The 18,507-nt window shown below is 62.5% G+C and carries 17 protein-coding genes; 6 read left to right on the plus strand and 11 right to left on the minus strand.

What is annotated here, in order from left to right; translation table 11 throughout:
• Positions 1-16: 16 nt before the first annotated feature.
• The 7 genes from P3C29_RS19320 to P3C29_RS19350 form a co-directional block, all read right to left on the minus strand.
• On the minus strand, positions 17-1,351 hold the full coding sequence (locus P3C29_RS19320; RefSeq protein WP_275965215.1) for an MFS transporter: 1,335 nt from the start codon (positions 1,349-1,351) through the stop codon (positions 17-19).
• Between the two features lie 55 nt (positions 1,352-1,406).
• Positions 1,407-2,168: a 1,6-dihydroxycyclohexa-2,4-diene-1-carboxylate dehydrogenase gene (locus P3C29_RS19325; RefSeq protein WP_275965216.1), complete on the minus strand. Its 762-nt coding sequence runs from the start codon at positions 2,166-2,168 to the stop codon at positions 1,407-1,409.
• A 9-nt stretch (positions 2,169-2,177) separates the two neighbouring features.
• Positions 2,178-3,200, minus strand: coding sequence for a benzoate 1,2-dioxygenase electron transfer component BenC (benC, locus tag P3C29_RS19330; RefSeq protein WP_275965217.1), 1,023 nt, complete (start codon positions 3,198-3,200; stop codon positions 2,178-2,180).
• Between the two features lie 10 nt (positions 3,201-3,210).
• Complete coding sequence (gene benB, locus P3C29_RS19335; RefSeq protein WP_010169459.1) at positions 3,211-3,699, minus strand: benzoate 1,2-dioxygenase small subunit; 489 nt, start codon at positions 3,697-3,699, stop codon at positions 3,211-3,213.
• Positions 3,696-5,072: a Rieske 2Fe-2S domain-containing protein gene (locus P3C29_RS19340; protein ID WP_275965218.1), complete on the minus strand. Its 1,377-nt coding sequence runs from the start codon at positions 5,070-5,072 to the stop codon at positions 3,696-3,698. Before P3C29_RS19340 ends, benB begins: the two co-directional genes overlap by 4 nt.
• 85 nt (positions 5,073-5,157) lie before the next feature.
• Positions 5,158-6,117 (minus strand): AraC family transcriptional regulator, encoded by a 960-nt coding sequence (locus P3C29_RS19345; protein WP_275965219.1) that lies wholly within the window; start codon positions 6,115-6,117, stop codon positions 5,158-5,160.
• Positions 6,118-6,237: 120 nt separating this feature from the next.
• Positions 6,238-7,638 (minus strand): DHA2 family efflux MFS transporter permease subunit, encoded by a 1,401-nt coding sequence (locus P3C29_RS19350; RefSeq protein ID WP_275965220.1) that lies wholly within the window; start codon positions 7,636-7,638, stop codon positions 6,238-6,240.
• Positions 7,639-7,904: 266 nt separating this feature from the next.
• Here P3C29_RS19350 and P3C29_RS19355 point away from each other — a divergent pair, with 266 nt between their 5' ends.
• The 5 genes from P3C29_RS19355 (at position 7,905) to P3C29_RS19375 (ending at position 13,348) form a co-directional block, all read left to right on the plus strand.
• Positions 7,905-8,750, plus strand: a complete 846-nt coding sequence (locus P3C29_RS19355; RefSeq protein WP_275965221.1) for an ABC transporter substrate-binding protein — start codon at positions 7,905-7,907, stop codon at positions 8,748-8,750.
• Positions 8,751-8,766: 16 nt separating this feature from the next.
• Positions 8,767-10,275, plus strand: coding sequence for an amino acid ABC transporter permease/ATP-binding protein (locus P3C29_RS19360; protein ID WP_275965222.1), 1,509 nt, complete (start codon positions 8,767-8,769; stop codon positions 10,273-10,275).
• 17 nt (positions 10,276-10,292) lie between these two features.
• Positions 10,293-10,958, plus strand: coding sequence for a GntR family transcriptional regulator (locus tag P3C29_RS19365; RefSeq protein WP_010169469.1), 666 nt, complete (start codon positions 10,293-10,295; stop codon positions 10,956-10,958).
• 14 nt (positions 10,959-10,972) lie between these two features.
• Positions 10,973-11,824 carry a DUF1989 domain-containing protein gene (locus tag P3C29_RS19370; protein WP_003210853.1) on the plus strand — a complete coding sequence of 284 codons (852 nt, stop codon included), beginning with the start codon at positions 10,973-10,975 and terminating at the stop codon, positions 11,822-11,824.
• Between the two features lie 129 nt (positions 11,825-11,953).
• A complete protein-coding gene (locus tag P3C29_RS19375; RefSeq protein WP_275965223.1) occupies positions 11,954-13,348 on the plus strand; it encodes a hypothetical protein in 1,395 nt (464 codons plus the stop codon).
• Between the two features lie 3 nt (positions 13,349-13,351).
• On the opposite strand, the gene P3C29_RS19380 is transcribed toward P3C29_RS19375, so the two are convergent.
• The 4 genes from P3C29_RS19380 to P3C29_RS19395 are packed head-to-tail and all read right to left on the minus strand — an operon-like array spanning position 13,352 to position 17,823.
• The gene (locus P3C29_RS19380) at positions 13,352-14,326 is read right to left on the minus strand and encodes an ABC transporter permease (protein ID WP_275965224.1); all 975 of its coding nucleotides are present in this window, start codon (positions 14,324-14,326) and stop codon (positions 13,352-13,354) included.
• On the minus strand, positions 14,323-15,315 hold the full coding sequence (locus P3C29_RS19385) for an ABC transporter permease (protein WP_201123912.1): 993 nt from the start codon (positions 15,313-15,315) through the stop codon (positions 14,323-14,325). Before P3C29_RS19385 ends, P3C29_RS19380 begins: the two co-directional genes overlap by 4 nt.
• Positions 15,302-16,837 carry a sugar ABC transporter ATP-binding protein gene (locus P3C29_RS19390; protein ID WP_275965225.1) on the minus strand — a complete coding sequence of 512 codons (1,536 nt, stop codon included), beginning with the start codon at positions 16,835-16,837 and terminating at the stop codon, positions 15,302-15,304. Before P3C29_RS19390 ends, P3C29_RS19385 begins: the two co-directional genes overlap by 14 nt.
• Positions 16,837-17,823 (minus strand): sugar ABC transporter substrate-binding protein, encoded by a 987-nt coding sequence (locus tag P3C29_RS19395; RefSeq protein WP_275965226.1) that lies wholly within the window; start codon positions 17,821-17,823, stop codon positions 16,837-16,839. The genes P3C29_RS19390 and P3C29_RS19395 overlap by 1 nt, the downstream gene beginning before the upstream one ends.
• A gap of 267 nt (positions 17,824-18,090) precedes the next feature.
• On the opposite strand from P3C29_RS19395, the gene P3C29_RS19400 reads away from it, so the two are divergent.
• Positions 18,091-18,477 carry a cupin domain-containing protein gene (locus P3C29_RS19400; protein ID WP_275965227.1) on the plus strand — a complete coding sequence of 129 codons (387 nt, stop codon included), beginning with the start codon at positions 18,091-18,093 and terminating at the stop codon, positions 18,475-18,477.
• Positions 18,478-18,507: the final 30 nt, after the last annotated feature.

An 18,507-nucleotide genomic window follows, 5' to 3' on the forward strand; every position in this document is an offset into this window, starting at 1 on the left:
TTATTGTTATCGACAGTTACTGCGCCGGGGCGGCGATCACCCCAAGCCGGCCTCGACACTCATTCAGCGCATACGCCGTCATCGCCAGCACTGCGATGGCCCCGGGGATGGCAAAGGCCATGAAGTTCAGGTGCAGCGGCAGTTCAATCCCCATCAGCGCGCCGCCCAGCAGCGGGCCGACAATGGCGCCGGTGCGGCCGATGCCGGAAGCCCAGCCCAGGCCGGTGGCTCGAATGTTCAAGCCATAGAGTTGTGCAGCGCCGGCGTACAACAGGATTTGCGTGCCGATGGTGGTGGCGCCTGCAAAAAAGATCAGCAGGTACAGCACCGGCATCGGGCTCTTGATCCCCAGCAGGCTGATGGAGACCAGCGCGGCGATAAAGAAGCCGATCACCACCTTCACCAGGTTAAGCCGGTCACACAGCCAGCCACCGACAAGCGCCCCGGCGATGCCGCCAAAATTCAGCGCCAGCAGGAACGACAGGCTCGACCCCAGGCTGTAACCGGCACCCGCCATCAGCTTGGGCAGCCAGGAACTCAGGGCATAGACCATCAACAGGCAGCAGAAAAACGCGACCCAGATCGCCGCCGTCCTCAAGGCCAGGCCGTGGCGGAACAACTCCAGCACCGAGGCGCCCTTGCCCTTGCCGGCACTGACGTGCAGCTCATCGTCCGGGTCGATCCGGGTATCAGGCGACAGGCGCTTGAGCAGCTCACGCGCCTGTTCCTTGCGGCCCTGGCGAATCAGGAAGCCGATGGATTCGGGCAGCCAATACACAATCAGCGGCATCAGCAGCAGCGGGATCGCCGCCGCGAAGAACATGGACGACCAGCCAAAACGCGGCAGCATGAAAATTCCCACACCGGCTGAAAGCATGCCGCCCAGGGAGTAACCGCCGAACATCACCGCCATCAGGATGCTGCGCATTTTCTTCGGTGCGTATTCGGTAATCAGTGCGGCCGCGTTGGGCATCAGGCCGCCACAGCCAAGCCCGGCAATAAACCGGCAGATCCCGAACTCAGTCGGGTTGCTGGCAAAGCCGTTGATCACCGTGGCGACGCTGAACAAGGCAAAGCAGATGGCGATGCCTTTGCGGCGACCGAACTTGTCGGCAAGGCTGCCGAAGACCAGCGCTCCGAACATCATGCCAAACAGCGCGTAACTACCCAGCGCGCCGGCCTGCAAGGGCGTCAGGCCCCATTCCTTCATGATCGACGGCAAGACCACGCCGTAGATGAACAAGTCATAGCCGTCAAAGATCAACAGCAAGGCACACAGGCTGACCACCAGCCAGTGGAAACGGTTGAAACGGGCGTTATCGATAATCGAATTGACGTCATGGGTACGCATGGCAGTGCTCTCATTATTGTTGTTGTGAGTCAGTGTCTGCAGGTACAGCGGTGGGTCAGCCGAGGTCGCCGCCTCCTACCGGCAACGTGACGCCGGTGATGTAGGAAGCCTCATCGGAGGCAAGAAACAGAATCGCGCCGGCCTGTTCGTCGATGCTGCCGTAGCGTTTCATCGGGCTGCTGTCGAGGGTCTGGTCGACAATCTGTTGGTACCAGACGCGCTCCTGGTCGCTCTGGGGCTGGCTGTTGCGCGGGATGCGCCGTGGCGGCGCTTCGGTGCCGCCCGGTGCGGTGGCGTTGACCCGAATGCCGCTGCCGGCGGTCTCCAGGGCCAGGCACGCGGTCAGGGCATTGACGCCGCCCTTGGCGGCGCCGTAGGGCACGCGATTCACCCCGCGCGTGGCCACGGACGAGACATTGACGATGGCGCCATTGCCTTGCTCCAGCATGTAGGGCAACACGCAATGGCAGCACCACAGCGTCGGGAACAGCGAGCGGCGCACTTCAGCCTCGATTTCATTCTCGGCGTAGTGCTCGAACGGTTTGGCCCAGATGGTGCCGCCCACGTTGTTGACCAGGATGTCGATACGCCCGAAGCGCGCCTTCGCGGCGGCCATCACCCGGGCGCACTCGGCGTGCTGTTCCAGGTCGGCGGTGAGGATCAGCGCCCGCTCATGCTGCAATTCATGCACGAGTTCCGAGCGATCGACCGCCACCAGCAAGGCGCCCTCTTCCAGCAACCGCTCGGCAACACGCCGGCCGATGCCTTGGGCGGCGCCGGTGACCAATGCAACCCGGGTGTTAAAACGTAGACTCATGGGGACTCCTCAGGCGGCATCGCCGGTGACGATGGCGTTGGGGGTGAACTTCTCGTAGTGGAAACTCGCGGGGGTAACGCCCTGCTGCTTGAAGTGCTGGCGCACCGCGTCGACCATCGGTGGCGGGCCGCACAGGTACACGTCCACGTCGCCGTCGTTCAGCACATCGGCAGCCATGTGCTGGGTGACATAGCCCTGGCGGGGGTGCGCGGTCTGTGGGTCCGCCACGCAGGTGACAAAACTGAAGGTGGGCAGGCGTTTGGCGAAGGCTTCCAGCACCTCGACCATCACCAGGTCCTGGTCCCGGGTCACGCCGTAGATCAGCGTGACCGGCCGGGCTTCCCGACGTTCGGCCAGCACTTCCAGCATCGACAGGAACGGTGCCAACCCGGTGCCGCCCGCCAGCAGCAACAAGGGCCGCGCCACTTCACGCAGGTAAAAACTGCCCAGCGGCCCGGTCATCGGCACGGCGTCCCCCGGCTGGGCACGTTCCAGCCAGCCACTCATCAAACCGCCGGGCACATGCTTGATCAGGAAGCTGGCGCGTTTGTCGCCGGGACGGCTGCTGAAGGAATACGAGCGGGTCTGCCCACTGTCGGGCACGCCGATATTCACGTACTGGCCCGGCAGAAATACCGGCGCCTGATCCAGTTCGAAACTCACCTCCAGGGCCGCATCGGCGTGCCGGGTAATGCTCGCCACTGTCGCGGCAAACTGCGCGGTGCCGGTCTTGCAGGCGCCGGACGCCACCGGCACGGCAATCACACAGTCCGATTGCGGCACCATCTGGCAGGTCAGTACCTGGCGTTCACTGGCTTCATCCTCGCTCAGGGCGTCTTCGATATAGTCGTCACCCAAGTCGTAGGCACCGGTTTCGCAGTGGCACTTGCAGGTGCCACACACCCCGTCCGAGCAGTCCATGGGCAGGTTGATACGTTGGCGAAAGGCCGCGTCGAGGACCTTTTCACCCACCTTGCAGTCGATGAAACGGGTCACCCCGTCCTCGAAGTTCAGGGCAATGGAGTACGTCATGGGCGCGTCCTCAGATGTGGTAGATGTCGATGACCTGGTGGATGTAATCGTTCTTCAGCACGACCTTCTTGCGTGTGATCAGCGGTTGGTCGGCGCTGATGTCAAGGCGATAGAACGAGGTGCCGAAATACGTATCCGTGGTCTTGTAGCGATGACTGAGTGTCTGCCAGTTGAAACGCAGTTCCACGTTCTGGCCGTCATCGGCCAGCACTTCGAGGTTGGTGATCAGGTGCGCGGTGCGAGGCTCCGGCGTACTGGCGCTGGAACGCTCGGTCTTGATCCGGAACACGCGGTCTTCCAGGCCGTCGCGGCTGGGGTAATAGATCAGCGAGATTTCGCTCTGGGGGTCTTCAGTCAGGGTGTCGTGGTCGTCCCACGCGGGCATCCAGTACTCGACCTTGGGTGAGTAACATTCGAGCCATTCGTCCCACTGGCGGTCATCCAGCAGGCGGGCTTCGCGGTACAGAAAGTCCAGCAGGCGGTCACGGGAAGCGCTCATGACAGCACCTCCTTGTCCGTGGCGATCAGGCCTTGCTGCTCCCGCTGGATCGCACGTTGCAGGCTTTGCGCCCAATGGGCGTGCTGACGAACAAACAGGCCTTCATCTTCGGTTTTCACGCCGCTGAGCTGCGGGTTCATGCCCATGGCCCGGGCGTTTTCGTCAGGGCCTTCGACCCACTGTTTCGCGCCGCGACTGAGGTCATTCCACAGGGTGGTCGCGCCCTGGTAGCCGGTCTGGCAGGCGCGGAATTCTTCCAGGTCGTCTGGGGTACCCATGCCGCTGACGTTAAAGAAGTCTTCGTACTGGCGAATCCGCGTGGTGCGTTCCTGGGCACTTTCGCCCTTGGGCGCCATGCAGTAGATGGTGACTTCGGTCTTGTCGACCGCAATCGGCCGCACCACACGGATCTGCGTGGAGAACTGGTCCATCAGGTACACGTTCGGGTAGAGGCACAGGTTTCGGGTTTGATCGACGATAAAATCGGCACGCGCCTGGCCAAGGCGCTCGGCCAACGCCTCACGGTGGGCATGCACCGGGCGCACTTCAGGGTTAAGCAGGCGCGTCCACAGCAGGATATGGCCGTGCTCATAGGCGTACACGCCGCCCAGGCTTTTCGACCAGCCATTGGCGTCCACGGTACGGGTGCCCTCGGCTTCGTAGTTGCGCCGGCCCATGGTCGCCGAGTAGTTCCAGTGCACAGAACTGACGTGATAGCCGTCGGCGCCGTTCTCGATCTGCAGCTTCCAGTTGCCGTCGTAGACATACGACGAACTGCCCCGCAGCACCTCCAGGCCCAGCGGTGCCTGATCGACCATCTGGTCGATGATCACCCGGGTTTCCCCCAGGTAATCGCTCAGTTCCGGTACTGTCTCGCTGAGGCTGCCGAACAGAAAGCCGCGGTAGTTTTCGAAGCGGCCGAGGCGCTTGAGGTCGTGGGAGCCGTCACAGTCAAAACTGTCGGGATAGGCGCCGGTCTTGGCGTCTTTCACTTTGAGCAGCTTGCCGGCGTTGCTGAAGGTCCAGCCGTGGAACGGGCAGGTAAACGAGCCTTTGTTGCCTTGTTTGCGGCGGCAGAGCATGGCGCCACGGTGGGCACAGGCGTTGACCAGGCCGTGCAGCGTGCCTTGTTTATCACGGGTGATGACCACAGGTTGGCGGCCGATCCAGGTGGTGAAGTAATCGTTGATCTCTGGCACCTGGCTTTCATGGGCCAGGTAGACCCAACCCCCTTCGAAAATGTGCTTGATCTCCAGGTCGAACAGGTCGGGGTCGGTGAAGATGTCGCGGCGGCAACGGAACACCCCGGTGGCGGGATCTTCCTGGACGGAGTCGCGCAATTGTCGGGCGAGTCGGTCGAATGTGCTGATCATGGGGTAGGCCCTCGGTTGTTCTTGTATCAGGCCCCTCCACCTTATGTGCTTGCCCTACCCGTCAATATCCGCTGGCTGCAATTCGTTATCCGCCTGGCGCAAGTCGGCGCTTCCAGGTGTAGGAAGGCAGCTCGCCAAAGCGTTTGCGGTAGGCCTCGGAGAAGCGTCCCAGGTGCACGAACCCGTGGTCCAGCGCCACCTCGGTGACGCTGCGCGCGCTGCCCCGCAGCAATACCGCGTGCACCCGCTCCAGTTTGCGCTGGCGAATATAGTCACGTGGCGAAACGCCGACCTGGCGTTCAAACAAGGTATACAACGAGCGCTCGCTGACCTTGGCGATGGCCATCAGTTGTTCGATGCTGATGTCCGCAGTCAGATGTTCCTCGATAAACTCGCGCACCGCTTCAAAGCCGCCGCGTTGATCGGGCCGGGGCATCACACGCGGCACATTGCTGCCTAGCAGCGCCAGCAGCTTGTTGGCCACGACACGTTCATACAGGCCTTGCAGTTCGGGCTCTGCGGCATTTTCAGCTTCGTGGCAGATCAACCCCAGCAACGGCAGGAATCCGCCCATTTCGGTCAGCACATGGCGCGTCGCCGCGAACCGGATGCCATCCTGGGGCAGCGTCCAGTGCTGCTCCAGACAGGCGTTTTCCAGCAGGCGAACCGGCAGCTTGATGATGAATTTTTCGCAGTCCGCGGAATAGGTCAGGTCCACCGGGTCATCCGGGTTGATCAGCAGGATTTCCCCCGGCCCGAATACCTGCTCCTCGCCACGGGCGGCCGAGCGGCAATGGCCGTTGAGCAGGATCTGCAGGTGATAAATCGTTTGCAGCGCGACCGACGTCACCCTGACCGGAGCGCCGTAGCTGATACGGCACAGGTCCAGGCTGGAAAAGGTCCGGTGGCTGATACTGGCCTGCGGGCGCCCCTTCGGGGGCAAGCGGATGCGGTGGCTGCCCACATGCTGGTTGACATAATCCGACACCACATAGGCATCGGCACGATCAAATATCTGGCTGCGCTCACTCAATAGCACGGTCATGGTTGCGCCTCTTTTATTATTATTGGCCCCTAAAGCCCTACTTCAACGCAGGGTGATGCCGGGGATGCAGGCCGTCCAATATTCAATAGGTGTGGCTTCATACCCCGAAGGTATCGTGGTTCACTTTCGCTGCAGCACCGACTCACCCGCCCGGGGCGGCAGCCGCAGGTTATCCAGCAACGCCACGCCCGCGATCACCGCCACCCACAGAAACGTCAGCTGGAAATCGGCGGTCGCGGCCTGCCCGGTGTTGCCGTGTAAATTCATGGCAAAACGTAACAACAGCGCGCCAATCGCCACGCCCATGGCCATGCTCAGTTGGAAGAACATGCTGAACAAGGTTGAAGCGTCGCTCATCTGCGCCTTGGGAATATCGGCAAACCCCAGGGTGTTGAACAAGGTGAACTGCATCGAGCGTGACAGGCCGCCCACGAACAGAATGAACAGGATCAGCGCCCAGCTCATGCGCTCATCCAGCCATGCACACGCCGCAATCGCCAGTACGCCGAGGATGCCGTTGATCATCAGCACCGGGCGGAAGCCCCAACGCTGCATGACCGAGGTGGTGAAGGGTTTCATCGCCAGGTTGCCCGCGAAGACCGCCAGCACCAGCAACCCCGCATCGAAGGCAGACAGCCCGAAGGCCAGTTGAAACATCAACGGCAGCAGGAACGGCAAAGTGCTGATGGCCACCCGGAAAACCGACCCGCCACACAGGCACACGCTGAACGTGCGCACGCTCACCACACCCAGCGCCATCAACGGCTGCGCATGCCGGCGCATATGGCGCCAGGCAAAGGCACCAAGCATCACGCCCGCACCGCTGAGTAACAGGCCCTGCAACAAGCTGCCACGGCTTTGACCGAGCAGTTCGACACCGTACAGCAGCGCCGCACTGGCAACGCCCACCAGCAGGAAGCCCCTGAAATCGAACGACCTGGAATCGACCTCGTCATGCTTGGGGATCAACATCCGCGTGGCGATCAATGCCAGCAGGCCCAGCGGCAGGTTGAGGTAGAAAATCCACGGCCAGGACGCATGGGTCACAATAAACCCGCCCACCGGCGGCCCGAGTATCGGGGCCACCAGACCAGGCCAGGTGATAAATGAAATCGCCCGTACCAGGTCTTTTTTCTCGGTAGCCCGCAACACCGCCAGGCGCCCTACCGGCACCATCATCGCCCCGCTGATGCCCTGCAGCACGCGAGCGGCGACGAAGGTCTGCAGGCTGTCGCTCAAGCCGCACAACAATGACGACAGGCTGAACAGCACGATCGCCCAACCGAACACCAGGCGCGAGCCAAAGCGGTCCGCCAGCCATCCGCTGATGGGAATGAACACCGCGACGGCGAGCATGTAGGCGCTCATGCCGATGTTCACGTCCACCGCGCCCACGCCGAAGGTCTTGGCGATGTCCGGCAATGCGGTGGCGATCACCGTGGCATCGAGGTTCTCCATGAAGAAGGTGACGGCGACCAGCAAGGCAATCAGGGTTGAGCGGCGTTGGGACATCGACGTCATTGCGGGTCACTCACGATTTTGAATCGGCACTTTATCAATAAGTGCGTCCTTTATGGTCCGCGAAATGCCTGCCTCACAACGTGGCGCCCGGTAACGAATTGCCCCGAATTGGTGTGCGCGTTTACAAAAAACGGCTCTCTCACGCGTCAAAACCCATCAAAAACCTCGCAAGACTCTTAGTTGGCACGATAACCGCTTACTAGCTAATACAGGATTGTTGAACAATCCAAATCACCCCCCTGTATCCAGCAACCGAGGCGACGAACATGCAAAAAGGTCTGACGGGCAAGAACACCATGCGCACCCTGGGGCTAGCGATCACCCTGGCGTGTGTGGCGCCGCTAGTGTCGGCGGCCGAGATCAAAGGCACCCTGAAACCGGGCGAGCTGTCGATCGGCTCTGACCTCACCTACCCGCCTTACACCTACCTTGAGCAAAAAACTCCCGCCGGTTTCGACCCGGAGTTCATGCAGTTGATGGGCAAGCAGTTGGGGGTGAAACCGCGTTTTCTCGACACCCGTTTCGCCAACCTGATCCTCGGCGTCAACGCGCAACGTTTCGACGTGGTGGCCTCGGCGCTGTATGTCACGCCCGAACGCGCCAAGCAGGTGGATTTCCTCAGCTACCTGAAGACCGGTTCTTCACTGATGGTGCTCAGCGCCGGCGACTTCAAGCCCCAGCGCCCGGAAGACTTGTGCGGCAAGCGCGTCGGCTCGATCAAGGGCGCCTCCTGGGTGCCGAAACTGAACAAAGTCTCGGCTGAATACTGCCTCCCAGCGGGCAAGCCGGCGATTGAGTCCCGCGAGTTCCCGACCTCGCCGGAAGCCGCCCAGGCCCTGCTGGCCCAGGCGGTCGATGTGCAGATGGAAGACGCGGCGGTGGCCAAGATCACCGTGGAAAAACTGCAAGGCAAGACCGTGATCAGCTCCAACGAGTTGATCTACCCGGTGGTGGTCGGCCTGGCCGTGCGCAAGGAAAACCCAGCGCTGCTCCAGGAACTCACCGGAGCCCTGAGCCAGATCAAGCAGGACGGCAGCTACGGCAAGCTGCTGGCGCGCTACAACCTGGCCGAGCCGAACGCCGCCGAGATCAGCGCGGCACTGGGTAACTGAAACACGGAGCACACGTATGCAATTCGATTGGCACTACACCCTGGGCCTGTTATGGAACGGCGACTTCTGGCGAGCCGTCGGCACTGTGGTTGAACTGAGCCTGGAAACCTGGCTGCTGGGCATTGTGCTGGGGTTTTTCCTGGCGCTGGCCCGGCAGTCGGAACGCCGTTGGCTGCGGGACTCCGCCGGCGTCTACATCTGGTTCTTCCGCAGCCTGCCGTTGCTGGTCCTGCTGATCTTCGTCTACAACCTGCCGCAGGTGTTTCCGTCCACCAGCGTGGTGCTGTCCAACCCTTACTCGGCGGGCCTGATCGCCCTGGTGCTGAGTGAGGCGGCCTACATTGCCGAGATCCATCGCGGCGGCCTGCTGGCGGTGGTCAAGGGCCAGCGCGAAGCCGGCAAGGCGCTGGGCGTCGGTTATCGCGGCGTGCAGCGCTTGATTGTGGTGCCCCAGGCGCTGCGGGTGGCACTGCCGACCCTGGCCAACGAGTACATCACTATCGTCAAGCTCACCTCGCTGGTGTCGGTGATTTCGCTCTCGGAAATCCTGCTGGTGGGCCAACAGCTCTACACCCAGAACTTCCTGGTGATGGAGACCATGCTGGCCGTGGCGTTCTATTACGTGTTCATCGTGACGGTGTTCAGCTGGCTGTTGCGTGTGCTGGAAAACCACCTGGACGTGACCCGCCGAAAACCCAAGGCCATCGCCCCCGCCGAACTCGACGGGGTGGCGACACGGCGCGCAGCCGGCCAGGCCGAACCCGGCGAGTTCGCCTTGCAGGCCCGCGCCGTGCGCAAGGCCTATGGCGACCTGGAAGTGCTCAAGGGCGTTGAACTGAACGTACGCTGGGGCGAGGTGGTGTCGATCATCGGCCCGTCGGGCTCAGGCAAGACCACGCTGATTCGCACCATGAACGGCCTCGAAAGCCTGGACCGGGGCGAAATCACCCTGCAAGGCCAGCCGTTCCTGCGCGGTACCCGGGAGCCGCAAGGCGCACTGGGCCACAAGGTGCATATGCGCGGCATCGTGCAGGTGGGCATGGTGTTCCAGGGGTTCAACCTGTTCCCCCACAAAACCGCGCTTGAGAACGTGATGCTGGCGCCCGTCTACCATGCCCATGGCGGCGGCGAAGAACTGCGCCTGTTGAGCCTCGCCCTGTTGCGCAAGGTGGGCATGCTGGAGCATGCCGGCAAATACCCGCACCAGTTGTCCGGCGGCCAACAGCAGCGCGTGGCAATTGCCCGGGCCCTGGCGATGCGGCCTTCGGTGATGCTGTTTGATGAGCCCACCTCGGCCCTCGACCCGGAACTGGTGGGTGACGTGCTGGCGGTGATCGAAGAACTGGCCCGCGAAGGCATGACCATGGTCATCGTCACCCATGAAATGAACTTCGCGTTCAGGCTTTCCGATCGCGTGGTGTTCATGGAAGGCGGCGAGATTATCCAGGACGCCGCACCGCGTGACATGCTCGAACAACGCAGCGAACGCATGACCAAGTTCCTCAAAGACGTCCAACTGGCGTGAGCCCAAGGAGCCCCACCGTGAGTCAAGCCAAGGAACCCAGCCTGTCGCTGGCCGACCAGGTTGCCATCGAACTGCGCGAAGACATCATCGGCGGCCGCCTGCTGCCCGGCATGCCGCTGGTGGAGAGCGAGCTGGTCAACGCCTACAACGCGTCGCGCAACACCGTGCGCGAAGCCTTGCACCACCTGGGCCGTGAAGGCCTGACCAGTTACGTGCGCAATAAAGGCGTGATCGTGCGCCGCCTGGGCGTGGATGAAGTGCGCGACATCTTCAAGGTGCGGCGCACCCTGGAGTTGCAGGCGATTGCCGCCAGCAAGCCGCTGCGCGAGTACCAGTCCGACCTGATGCTGGAAGCCATCGAGGCCGCGCAACTGGCCCAGGACCGCGAGAACTGGCAAGCCTTCGGTACCCACAGCCTGCGGTTTCACCAACACATCGTCGGGCTGATGCGCAGCCCGTTATTCGACGAGTTTTTCACCCATATTGCGGCCCAGATGCGCCTGGTGTTTTCCAACGCGCCCAGCGAGGAAACCTTCCAGAGACCCTGGCTGGAACGTGACCGGCAGATCCACGACCTGTTGGTGGACGGCCACAAACAAGCCGCCGGCGAAGCCCTCGCCAGCTACCTCAACGACTCCGAATCGCTGCTGCTGGACATCCTCAGCAGCCATCCAAAACCCTGAAGCGAGGACCCACCATGTACAAGGACTACCCAGCGGCCTACCAAGTCAGCAAAGGCGCTGCCTTGCAGGTCGACAAGGCTTTCTATGACCGCGTGCGCGAGTCCCGGGATGGCCGCACCCTGATCGAGCAGTTCGAAGTGCCGATCCGCACCGGCCGCGCCTGGAAAGTCCCGGCGGGCCATGTGTTCCGCGTGACCACACCGGTTGGCCCGCAGGTCGGCGACTTCAATGTGTGGAGCGCCAACGACCCCCGCGAACGCATGTGGGCGGCGCGTACCCGCCAACTGCAAGGCGCCCACGTCACGACCTACGACCGCCTGTGGTCGAACCTGCCGTTTTTGCGGCCGATGGTCACCATCACCGACGACAGCCTGGCCGACTACGGCATCGACGAGCACGGCGGGCGCCTGCACGACTTGCTGGGCACGCGCTGCGACCCTTACGTGAACAAGATGCTCACCGGCGAAGACTTCCACCACCACTGCCACTCCAACCTGACCCGTGCGGTGCTGCCCCACGGCCTGACCGAGTTCGACGTGCACGACGTGCTGAACATCTTCCAGTGCACCGGCCTCAACCACGACGACATGTACTTCATGAAAGCCTGCCCGGCCAAGCAGGGCGACTACCTGGAGTTCTTTGCCGAAATCGACCTGCTGTGCGCCCTCTCCACCTGCCCCGGTGGCGACCTGTCGCTGCCGATGTGGGGGCCGGACGCCGAAGACCCGCTGAAGGTCTGCCGGCCGCTGGGGGTTGAGATCTACCGCCTCGACGACGCGCTGCTGGAGGGCTGGAAACAACCCGAGCGCGCCGCCTATAACGGCAACCACGGCCTGTTGATTCCCAAGGCTGACTGGGAGAAATAAGCGCCGCAAGAAAAGAGGCACCCGGGGGCGCCTGCCCCGGGTGTCTTGCCCTCACTCCCCCCTCAAGAACCGCCCCGCCCTGCCGAAAGCCTTTGTTCATCGAGATTTCGTCTATCGCAAGGAAGGTTCATGAAACGCATCGCGGTTGTTGTCACCCTTGGCCTGCTCAGTGGTTGCAGCCTTCAGCCCTCAAGCACCGTCAGCCATGGCCAGGCACTCTTTGGCGACATGCTCAAACAGCCGCCGCTGGCGGATTCGGTCATGCGCGATGGCGACCAACTGAGCTACCAGGCGCAAATCGTGTCAGCCAAAACCGCAACCACCCCTGATATTGCGCAGATTCGGGCCTCGTGCAGCACGCCAGCGGCAAACCTGCTGTTCGTCGAGTCTCCCGGCACCCTGACCGCCAGCGGTCAGCCCGAACGGTTCACGGTGATGCGCGACCTGACGGCGGCGGTGGTCGTTAATCTGCAACAGAACCCCGGCTTTATCGAAGCCTGTGCCCGCACGCCCCGGCCGGACTGGCGCGTGGTCAGAGGGGCAGCGAATGAGCGCTGGTTGTTGATCGACCGTGCCAGCCTGAAATCCACCGGTGATCAGTTGCAGTTCTGGGGCGCGTTCGACGAGCCGCATATTCTGATCAACAAGCAAAAGAAGATGCCGTACGTCCAGCAGCGCATGCGTTTGCAGGCCAGTTGCAGTCGCCAGAGCTATCGCACCCTCGCCACCTTCGGGCTCACGACCGACAATCTGGTGACGTTCGGCCAGACGCAAACGGCGCCCCAGGACCAACCGTTCAGCGCCGCCGACGCCGATACGCAGGCCCTCTTGAACGCCGCCTGTACGCCCTCAACGGCACTCGAGCAGCTACCGGTTGCAACGTCCCGCACCCAGGTCCCCCTGACCGTAACGCCGCCCGCCATCCCGGCGCCGGTGCTCGACGCCATCACCGCACTGGGCCTGCCCAACGCCAACAAGCCCTTGCATCACCTGGTGCAGCGCAGCGAATTCGGCGTCGGCAACGTGCAATCCGAGTTGTTCATTGAACCGGATACCCGCAGCGCACAAGTGCATGTTCGTGAAGTGGGCAAATACTCCACCACCCAAAAAGTGATGTTTCGCGGGCTGTTCAATCTGAATTACCAGGCCGAATCCAAAAGGGATGGCCTGACTATCTCGTACGCCAGCAACGTTGAAGCACTCAGTTTCACGGGTGACTGGAAACAGATGCCGGTGGGCGCCACCCTGGGCTTCAGTCTGAAAGAGCTGAACCGCAATACGGCCGAAGAAGACCGGGTACTGCCGCGTACCGATTCCTGCGTGGTCAAGCGCGAACTGCCGGCCAGTAAGATCAACGCAGACCTGAGTGGCTCCGCCAAGGAACTGAGCTGTACCAGCACCGGCGCAAAACTCGTCACCACCAGCACGGTGGTTTACCTGCAGGACTACGGCTACTTCTTTACCAGCAAGAACGACCTTGCCGGCCTGGTCAAAACCAGCATGACCCTGCTCAGGGCTGAATAAACCCTAGGCGCGCTGGGCCATCCTTCGGCTCACGAAGCTGAAGGCCAGCACGACAAAAATCAGCACGCCCGTGGCCACCTGCTGCCAGTAGAAATTCCAGCCGATCAGCAGCAGGCCATTGGCGATCACGTTGATAAACAACACCCCCAGCAGCGTGCCCGGGATATTCGCCCGGCCCTGGCGATTCAGCGTGGTGCCGATAAACACCGCGCCAATCGCGTTCAGCAGGAACGCATTGCCCGACAACGGCACATACGCGCTCACCGTCGAACTGAGCAGAATCCCCGCCACCGCGCACGCCAGCGCCGCCGACAGCACCGTGGTGGTGACGATGCGCCGCACCGACAGCCCCGAGTAATACGCCAGCAACGGCTGGGTGCCCTGGGCCAGCAGTTCGCGCCCCAGGCGTCCACGGGCCAGCAACAAGCCGTAGACCACGGCCAATACCAGCACGATCAATAACGGCAAGGGCACGCCCAACAGGCTGAAGCTCGCCAGCTCCGGCTTGAAGCCTTGGGCGATGTAGATCGGCTGGCCGCCGTCCGAGAGCAACTGCTGGGCACTGGTGCCGATAAACAAGGTGCCCAGGGTTGCCAGGAACGGACTGATCCGCAGCCCCGCGATCAACCCGGCATTGAACAGCCCGACCAACAACCCGGCGGCCAACGCGCCAGCAATCGCCACACCCAACCCGTGCCCGGCATTCAGCAACACCACGAAGCTGAAACTGGCGAAATCCAGCGCGGTGCCTACCGACAAATCAATGCCGCCCGCCGCCACCGCGTAGGTCATGCCGATGGCGACAATCCCCAGCAGCACGAAGTTGTTCAGCACCAGGCTTTTCAGGTTGCCGCCACTGAGGAATGCGGGCGCCTGCCAGGCAAACACCAGCACGATTGCCACGAATACCAGCGGCAACGTCAGGGGCAACAGCGAACGCCAGCCGCCTTGCACCTTTAACGCTATGACCCGACTCATGACCGCTCTCCCCGGTTCAATGCACTGGAAGCCGCGACCACCAGCAGAATCAGCACGCCCTGCACACCGTTGACCCAGAAGCTCGACAGGTTGAGCAACTGAAATCCGTTGATCAAAAAACCGATCAACAAGGTCGCCAGCAAGGTCCCGGGAATGCTCGCCACCAGTCGCCGGGAAAACACCACCCCGAGAAAAGCGATCGCCACCACCGACAACAGCATGTCGCCGGAGCCCGTGGTGCTGCCGCTGAAAAAGGCGGCTGAACACAAGGCCGCCACCGCTGCACACAGCCCCGACAGCAAATAGCTGGAAAGCACATAGGCCGGCACCCGAATCCCGGCGGCCTCGGCAGCGTGTGGATATTCGCCGACGGCATGCAGGCGCAACCCGTAGGCGGTGTGCTGGATCAACAACGTCAGCAGGAAGGCTGTCACCAGCAACACCCAGGCGAGCGCCGGCACGGCCAGCCAGGTCCCGCCGCTGAGCAGGTCGAGCAACGGCGAGTCGGTGGAGACCACGGTGTTTTCGGTCAGGACCAGCTCCAGCCCGGCCAGCACGTTCATGCTTGCCAGGGTCGCGAGCAAGGGTGGCAGGCGCAGCACCACCACGGCCAGGCCATTGAGCAGGCCGACCGTCAGGCCGCAGGCCAGGGTCAGCAACAGGCTGGCCCAAAGGTCGAGCCCGGCGTTGTTCAGCCGGCTGAACACCGCCGCACACAGCCCCAGGTTTGCCGCCAGCGACAGGTCGAGGCCGCCGGCCACCACGTTGGAGCCGCCGCCGATAATCACGCAGGTCAGGCCGAAGGCAAGTACACCGAGGATCGCCGACTGGCTGAACACATTGGCAATATTGCCCACCGACAGGAAGTTCGGCGCAGAGACGGCAAACCCCAGCAAGATCGCGAGGAACACCCCCGCCGAACCACGGCGCAACAGCAGCACCCATAATCGCTGGGACAAACCCGGGGTAGCCGTTTCAAGCAGGGACATGCGCCACCTCCTGTTTCACCGGTACGGATGCGGTGGGTAGCACCGCGCCCGTCGCACACGCCAGCAGTTGATCGCTGTCCGCCTCACCGGCCTGGAATTCGCCGGCAATCTCGCCTCGGTGCAACACCAGGATGCGGTCGCAAATGCCCAGCAGCTCCGGCAGGTCCGAGGACAACACCAGCACCGCAGCGCCCTCTTCCACCAGACGCCCGATCAGGCGATAAATTTCGACTTTGGCGCCGACATCCACCCCCACGCACGGCTCATCCAGCAGGTACACCGCCGAGCGCCGGCTCAGCCATTTGCCCAGGGCAACCTTCTGCTGGTTGCCGCCGCTCAACTGGCTGACCGCTGCCTGCGGGCCCGGCGCCTTGATTGCCAATTCATGGATCAGCCGCAGGCTTTCAGCCTGTTCCTGGCGTTTGCTCAGCACACCCCAGCGACTGAAGCGCTCAAGGCCAGCAAGAGTGAGGTTTTCCAGCACCGAGAGCAGGGGCGAAATCCCCTGGCTGCGGCGCTCTTCCGGCACCAGGGCAATCCCTTGGGCGATGGCGTCGCCAGGGGAACGCAGGCGCAACAAACGACCTTCCAGATGAATGCTGCCGCTGTCGGCACGCACCCCCCCAAACAGGGTCTTGAGCAAATCCTTGGCCCCCGAGCCGACCAGCCCGGTCAGGCCGACGATTTCGCCCCGGCGCAGTTCCAGGTCGACCTGCCGGTAGCGCCGGGCCAGGTTCAGCCCGCGCACTTGCAGCAACGGCTCGCCGAGTTCGGCCTGCGCCTTGGGGTACATCTCCTGGACGTCGCGATTGACCATCAACCGCGCAATCTGCGCGCTGGAGGTGTGCCGCGGCTGCACCACCGCCACATCGCGGCCATTGCGCAATACCGTCACCTCATCGCACAGGCTGTCGATTTCCTGCAGATAGTGGGAAATGTAGAGGATCGACAACCCCTGGTCCCGCAAACGCTTGACGATCCGCAGCAACTGGTCGACCTCACGCTTGACCAGGGCCACGCTGGGCTCGTCGAACACCAGGATCTTCGGCTGGCGAATCAACGCCCGGGTGATTTGCAGCACCTGGCGTTCAGCGCTGTTCAGCTCGCCCACCAGTGCGCCGGCCGGCAGTTGCAGTTCAAAATAGTCCGCCAGCAAGCGCTCGGCTTCGCGCTGTTGCCGCCGCCGATCGACAAACGGGCCCCGGCGCAACTCGTGCCCGAAGAACAGCGCTTCGCCCACGGTGAAACTCGCCGGCAACAGCCGCTCCTGATGAATGAACTGCACACCCAGCGCGTCCACCTGGCGCGGCGAGAGCGAGGCGTACGACTGGCCGTCAATGCTCACCTGCCCCGAATCCGCCTTATGGATACCCGCCAACACCTTGATCAAGGTCGACTTGCCGGCACCGTTCTCGCCCACCAGGCCGTGAATGGTGCCGCGCTCGACTTTCAAGCTCGCATCATCCAGCGCCAGGGTGGCGCCGAAGCGTTTGCGCAGATGCTGCAGGTGCAACGCCGCCATCAATCACCCCGCAATTGCTGGACCTGCGCCAGGTTGGCAGCGGTGGTCAGCAACGTCGGTACATGGGTTTCCTTGGGCAGGTCGCGCTGCCCGGCCAGGTAACGGGCGACGTTCTGCACCGCGGTCTTGCCGATCAGCGCCGGTTGCTGGGCCACAACCGCGCCCACCGGCGAGTTCGCCTGGCCAAGCAGTTCCAGCACTTCAGGCGTGCCGTCCACGCCATAGGTCTTGATCTCGGTGCGCTTGGCATCGATCAGCGCCTTGCTCGCGCCGAGTTGCGGAATGTCCCACGCCGCCCAGATCGCCGAGACACTGCCGGCCGGGTACTTGTTGAGCAACGCAGACACTTGGGAATAGGCATCCTGCACCGTGTTGGGGATCACATCCCGCAGCTCCGGCTGGATGATCTCCAGTTGCGGGTGATCCTTGAGCGCCAGCTTCAGCTGGTCGTAGCGAATCGCGCATACCGGCACGCCATAGAAGCCGTTGAACACCAGGATCTTGCCCTTGCCACCGGCGTCCTTGATCAACTGGTCGGCCAGGGCCTTGCCGGTGGCGACGTTATCGGAGGTGGTGTTGTTGAGGCTGTACTGCGAAGGCGCGTCGATGGTGAACAGCGGAATGCCGGCCTTGCTGATGCGCTTGAGCCACGGATCGATCACGCTGAGGGTGCCGAGGGTCTGGATCACGGCATCGGGTTTCTGGGTGACCACGGTTTGCAACTGGGTCACCAGATTCTTGTCATTGCGCCCGGCATCCAGGGTGATGGGCGTGCCACCCAGACGCTTGATCTCGTCGACCTGTGCCTGGAAGGCCTTGATATCGAAATAGTGACTGGTGCCGGTCATGCTCACGGCAATGCGCTTGCCGACCAGGGACGGCACCGCGTCATCGCCCTCGGCGGCCTGGGAGATGGCGGCGTGACCCAGCAAGAGCGCTGCGCCCAGCCAGATGAAACGTGAACGCGAGAAAAAGGTGCAAGGCATACAAGGCTCCGCTGAGCGACGGGTGAAAGGGTTCACCTGTGTGTATTGCAGAGCCCGTGCCACAAATAAATATCAATAAAATCAACTGGATGAAAACAACCGCCGGTATTGCGCTGTCCCGCGCAAACCACAACTGTCCGACTGCTGTTGCCCAGCCAACAGTTGCGTCCACACCCCAGCGTTGCGCGCTGCACGATCATTCAATATCCGGCGGGACCGATGCGCCTAACTTAGGGCTCCGACCTATTGAAACCCTGGAACCTCCAAATGCCCGCCACCTCCACCTCGACGAATTACACACCGGTCAACTTCGCCAGCAAATACGCCCTGTTCAGCGAGCAATGGGCGCCCAAGGTCGTCGCGCAAATGAACGACTACCAGTTCAAGGTGGTGAAGATCGAGGGTGATTTCATCTGGCACGACCATGCCGACACCGATGAAACCTTTATCGTGCTGGAAGGCACGCTGCGCATCGATTTTCGCGATGGCGCCGTGACGATCAGGCAGGGGGAAATGTACGTGGTGCCCAAAGGCGTCGAGCACAAGCCCCACGCATTGGGTGAGGTCAAGTTGCTGTTGATCGAGCCCTGCGGCGTGCTGAACACCGGCACGGAAGGTGGGGAGCGCACCGCGATCAACGACGTGTGGATTTAACAGCGTCCGGCGTTGCCTGTTTGGGCTAGT

The organism is Pseudomonas sp. 1912-s (genome assembly GCF_029269205.1).
Lineage (GTDB): Bacteria > Pseudomonadota > Gammaproteobacteria > Pseudomonadales > Pseudomonadaceae > Aquipseudomonas.

Bases quoted from the DNA above. Each gene is read 5' to 3' on its own strand.
- P3C29_RS19320 (WP_275965215.1), bottom strand. From the start codon at position 1,351: ATGCGTACCCATGACGTCAATTCGATTATCGATAACGCCCGTTTCAAC.
- P3C29_RS19325 (WP_275965216.1), bottom strand. From the start codon at position 2,168: ATGAGTCTACGTTTTAACACCCGGGTTGCATTGGTCACCGGCGCCGCC.
- benC (WP_275965217.1), bottom strand. From the start codon at position 3,200: ATGACGTACTCCATTGCCCTGAACTTCGAGGACGGGGTGACCCGTTTC.
- benB (WP_010169459.1), bottom strand. From the start codon at position 3,699: ATGAGCGCTTCCCGTGACCGCCTGCTGGACTTTCTGTACCGCGAAGCC.
- P3C29_RS19340 (WP_275965218.1), bottom strand. From the start codon at position 5,072: ATGATCAGCACATTCGACCGACTCGCCCGACAATTGCGCGACTCCGTC.
- P3C29_RS19345 (WP_275965219.1), bottom strand. From the start codon at position 6,117: ATGACCGTGCTATTGAGTGAGCGCAGCCAGATATTTGATCGTGCCGAT.
- P3C29_RS19350 (WP_275965220.1), bottom strand. From the start codon at position 7,638: ATGACGTCGATGTCCCAACGCCGCTCAACCCTGATTGCCTTGCTGGTC.
- P3C29_RS19355 (WP_275965221.1), top strand. From the start codon at position 7,905: ATGCAAAAAGGTCTGACGGGCAAGAACACCATGCGCACCCTGGGGCTA.
- P3C29_RS19360 (WP_275965222.1), top strand. From the start codon at position 8,767: ATGCAATTCGATTGGCACTACACCCTGGGCCTGTTATGGAACGGCGAC.
- P3C29_RS19370 (WP_003210853.1), top strand. From the start codon at position 10,973: ATGTACAAGGACTACCCAGCGGCCTACCAAGTCAGCAAAGGCGCTGCC.
- P3C29_RS19375 (WP_275965223.1), top strand. From the start codon at position 11,954: ATGAAACGCATCGCGGTTGTTGTCACCCTTGGCCTGCTCAGTGGTTGC.
- P3C29_RS19380 (WP_275965224.1), bottom strand. From the start codon at position 14,326: ATGAGTCGGGTCATAGCGTTAAAGGTGCAAGGCGGCTGGCGTTCGCTG.
- P3C29_RS19385 (WP_201123912.1), bottom strand. From the start codon at position 15,315: ATGTCCCTGCTTGAAACGGCTACCCCGGGTTTGTCCCAGCGATTATGG.
- P3C29_RS19390 (WP_275965225.1), bottom strand. From the start codon at position 16,837: ATGGCGGCGTTGCACCTGCAGCATCTGCGCAAACGCTTCGGCGCCACC.
- P3C29_RS19395 (WP_275965226.1), bottom strand. From the start codon at position 17,823: ATGCCTTGCACCTTTTTCTCGCGTTCACGTTTCATCTGGCTGGGCGCA.
- P3C29_RS19400 (WP_275965227.1), top strand. From the start codon at position 18,091: ATGCCCGCCACCTCCACCTCGACGAATTACACACCGGTCAACTTCGCC.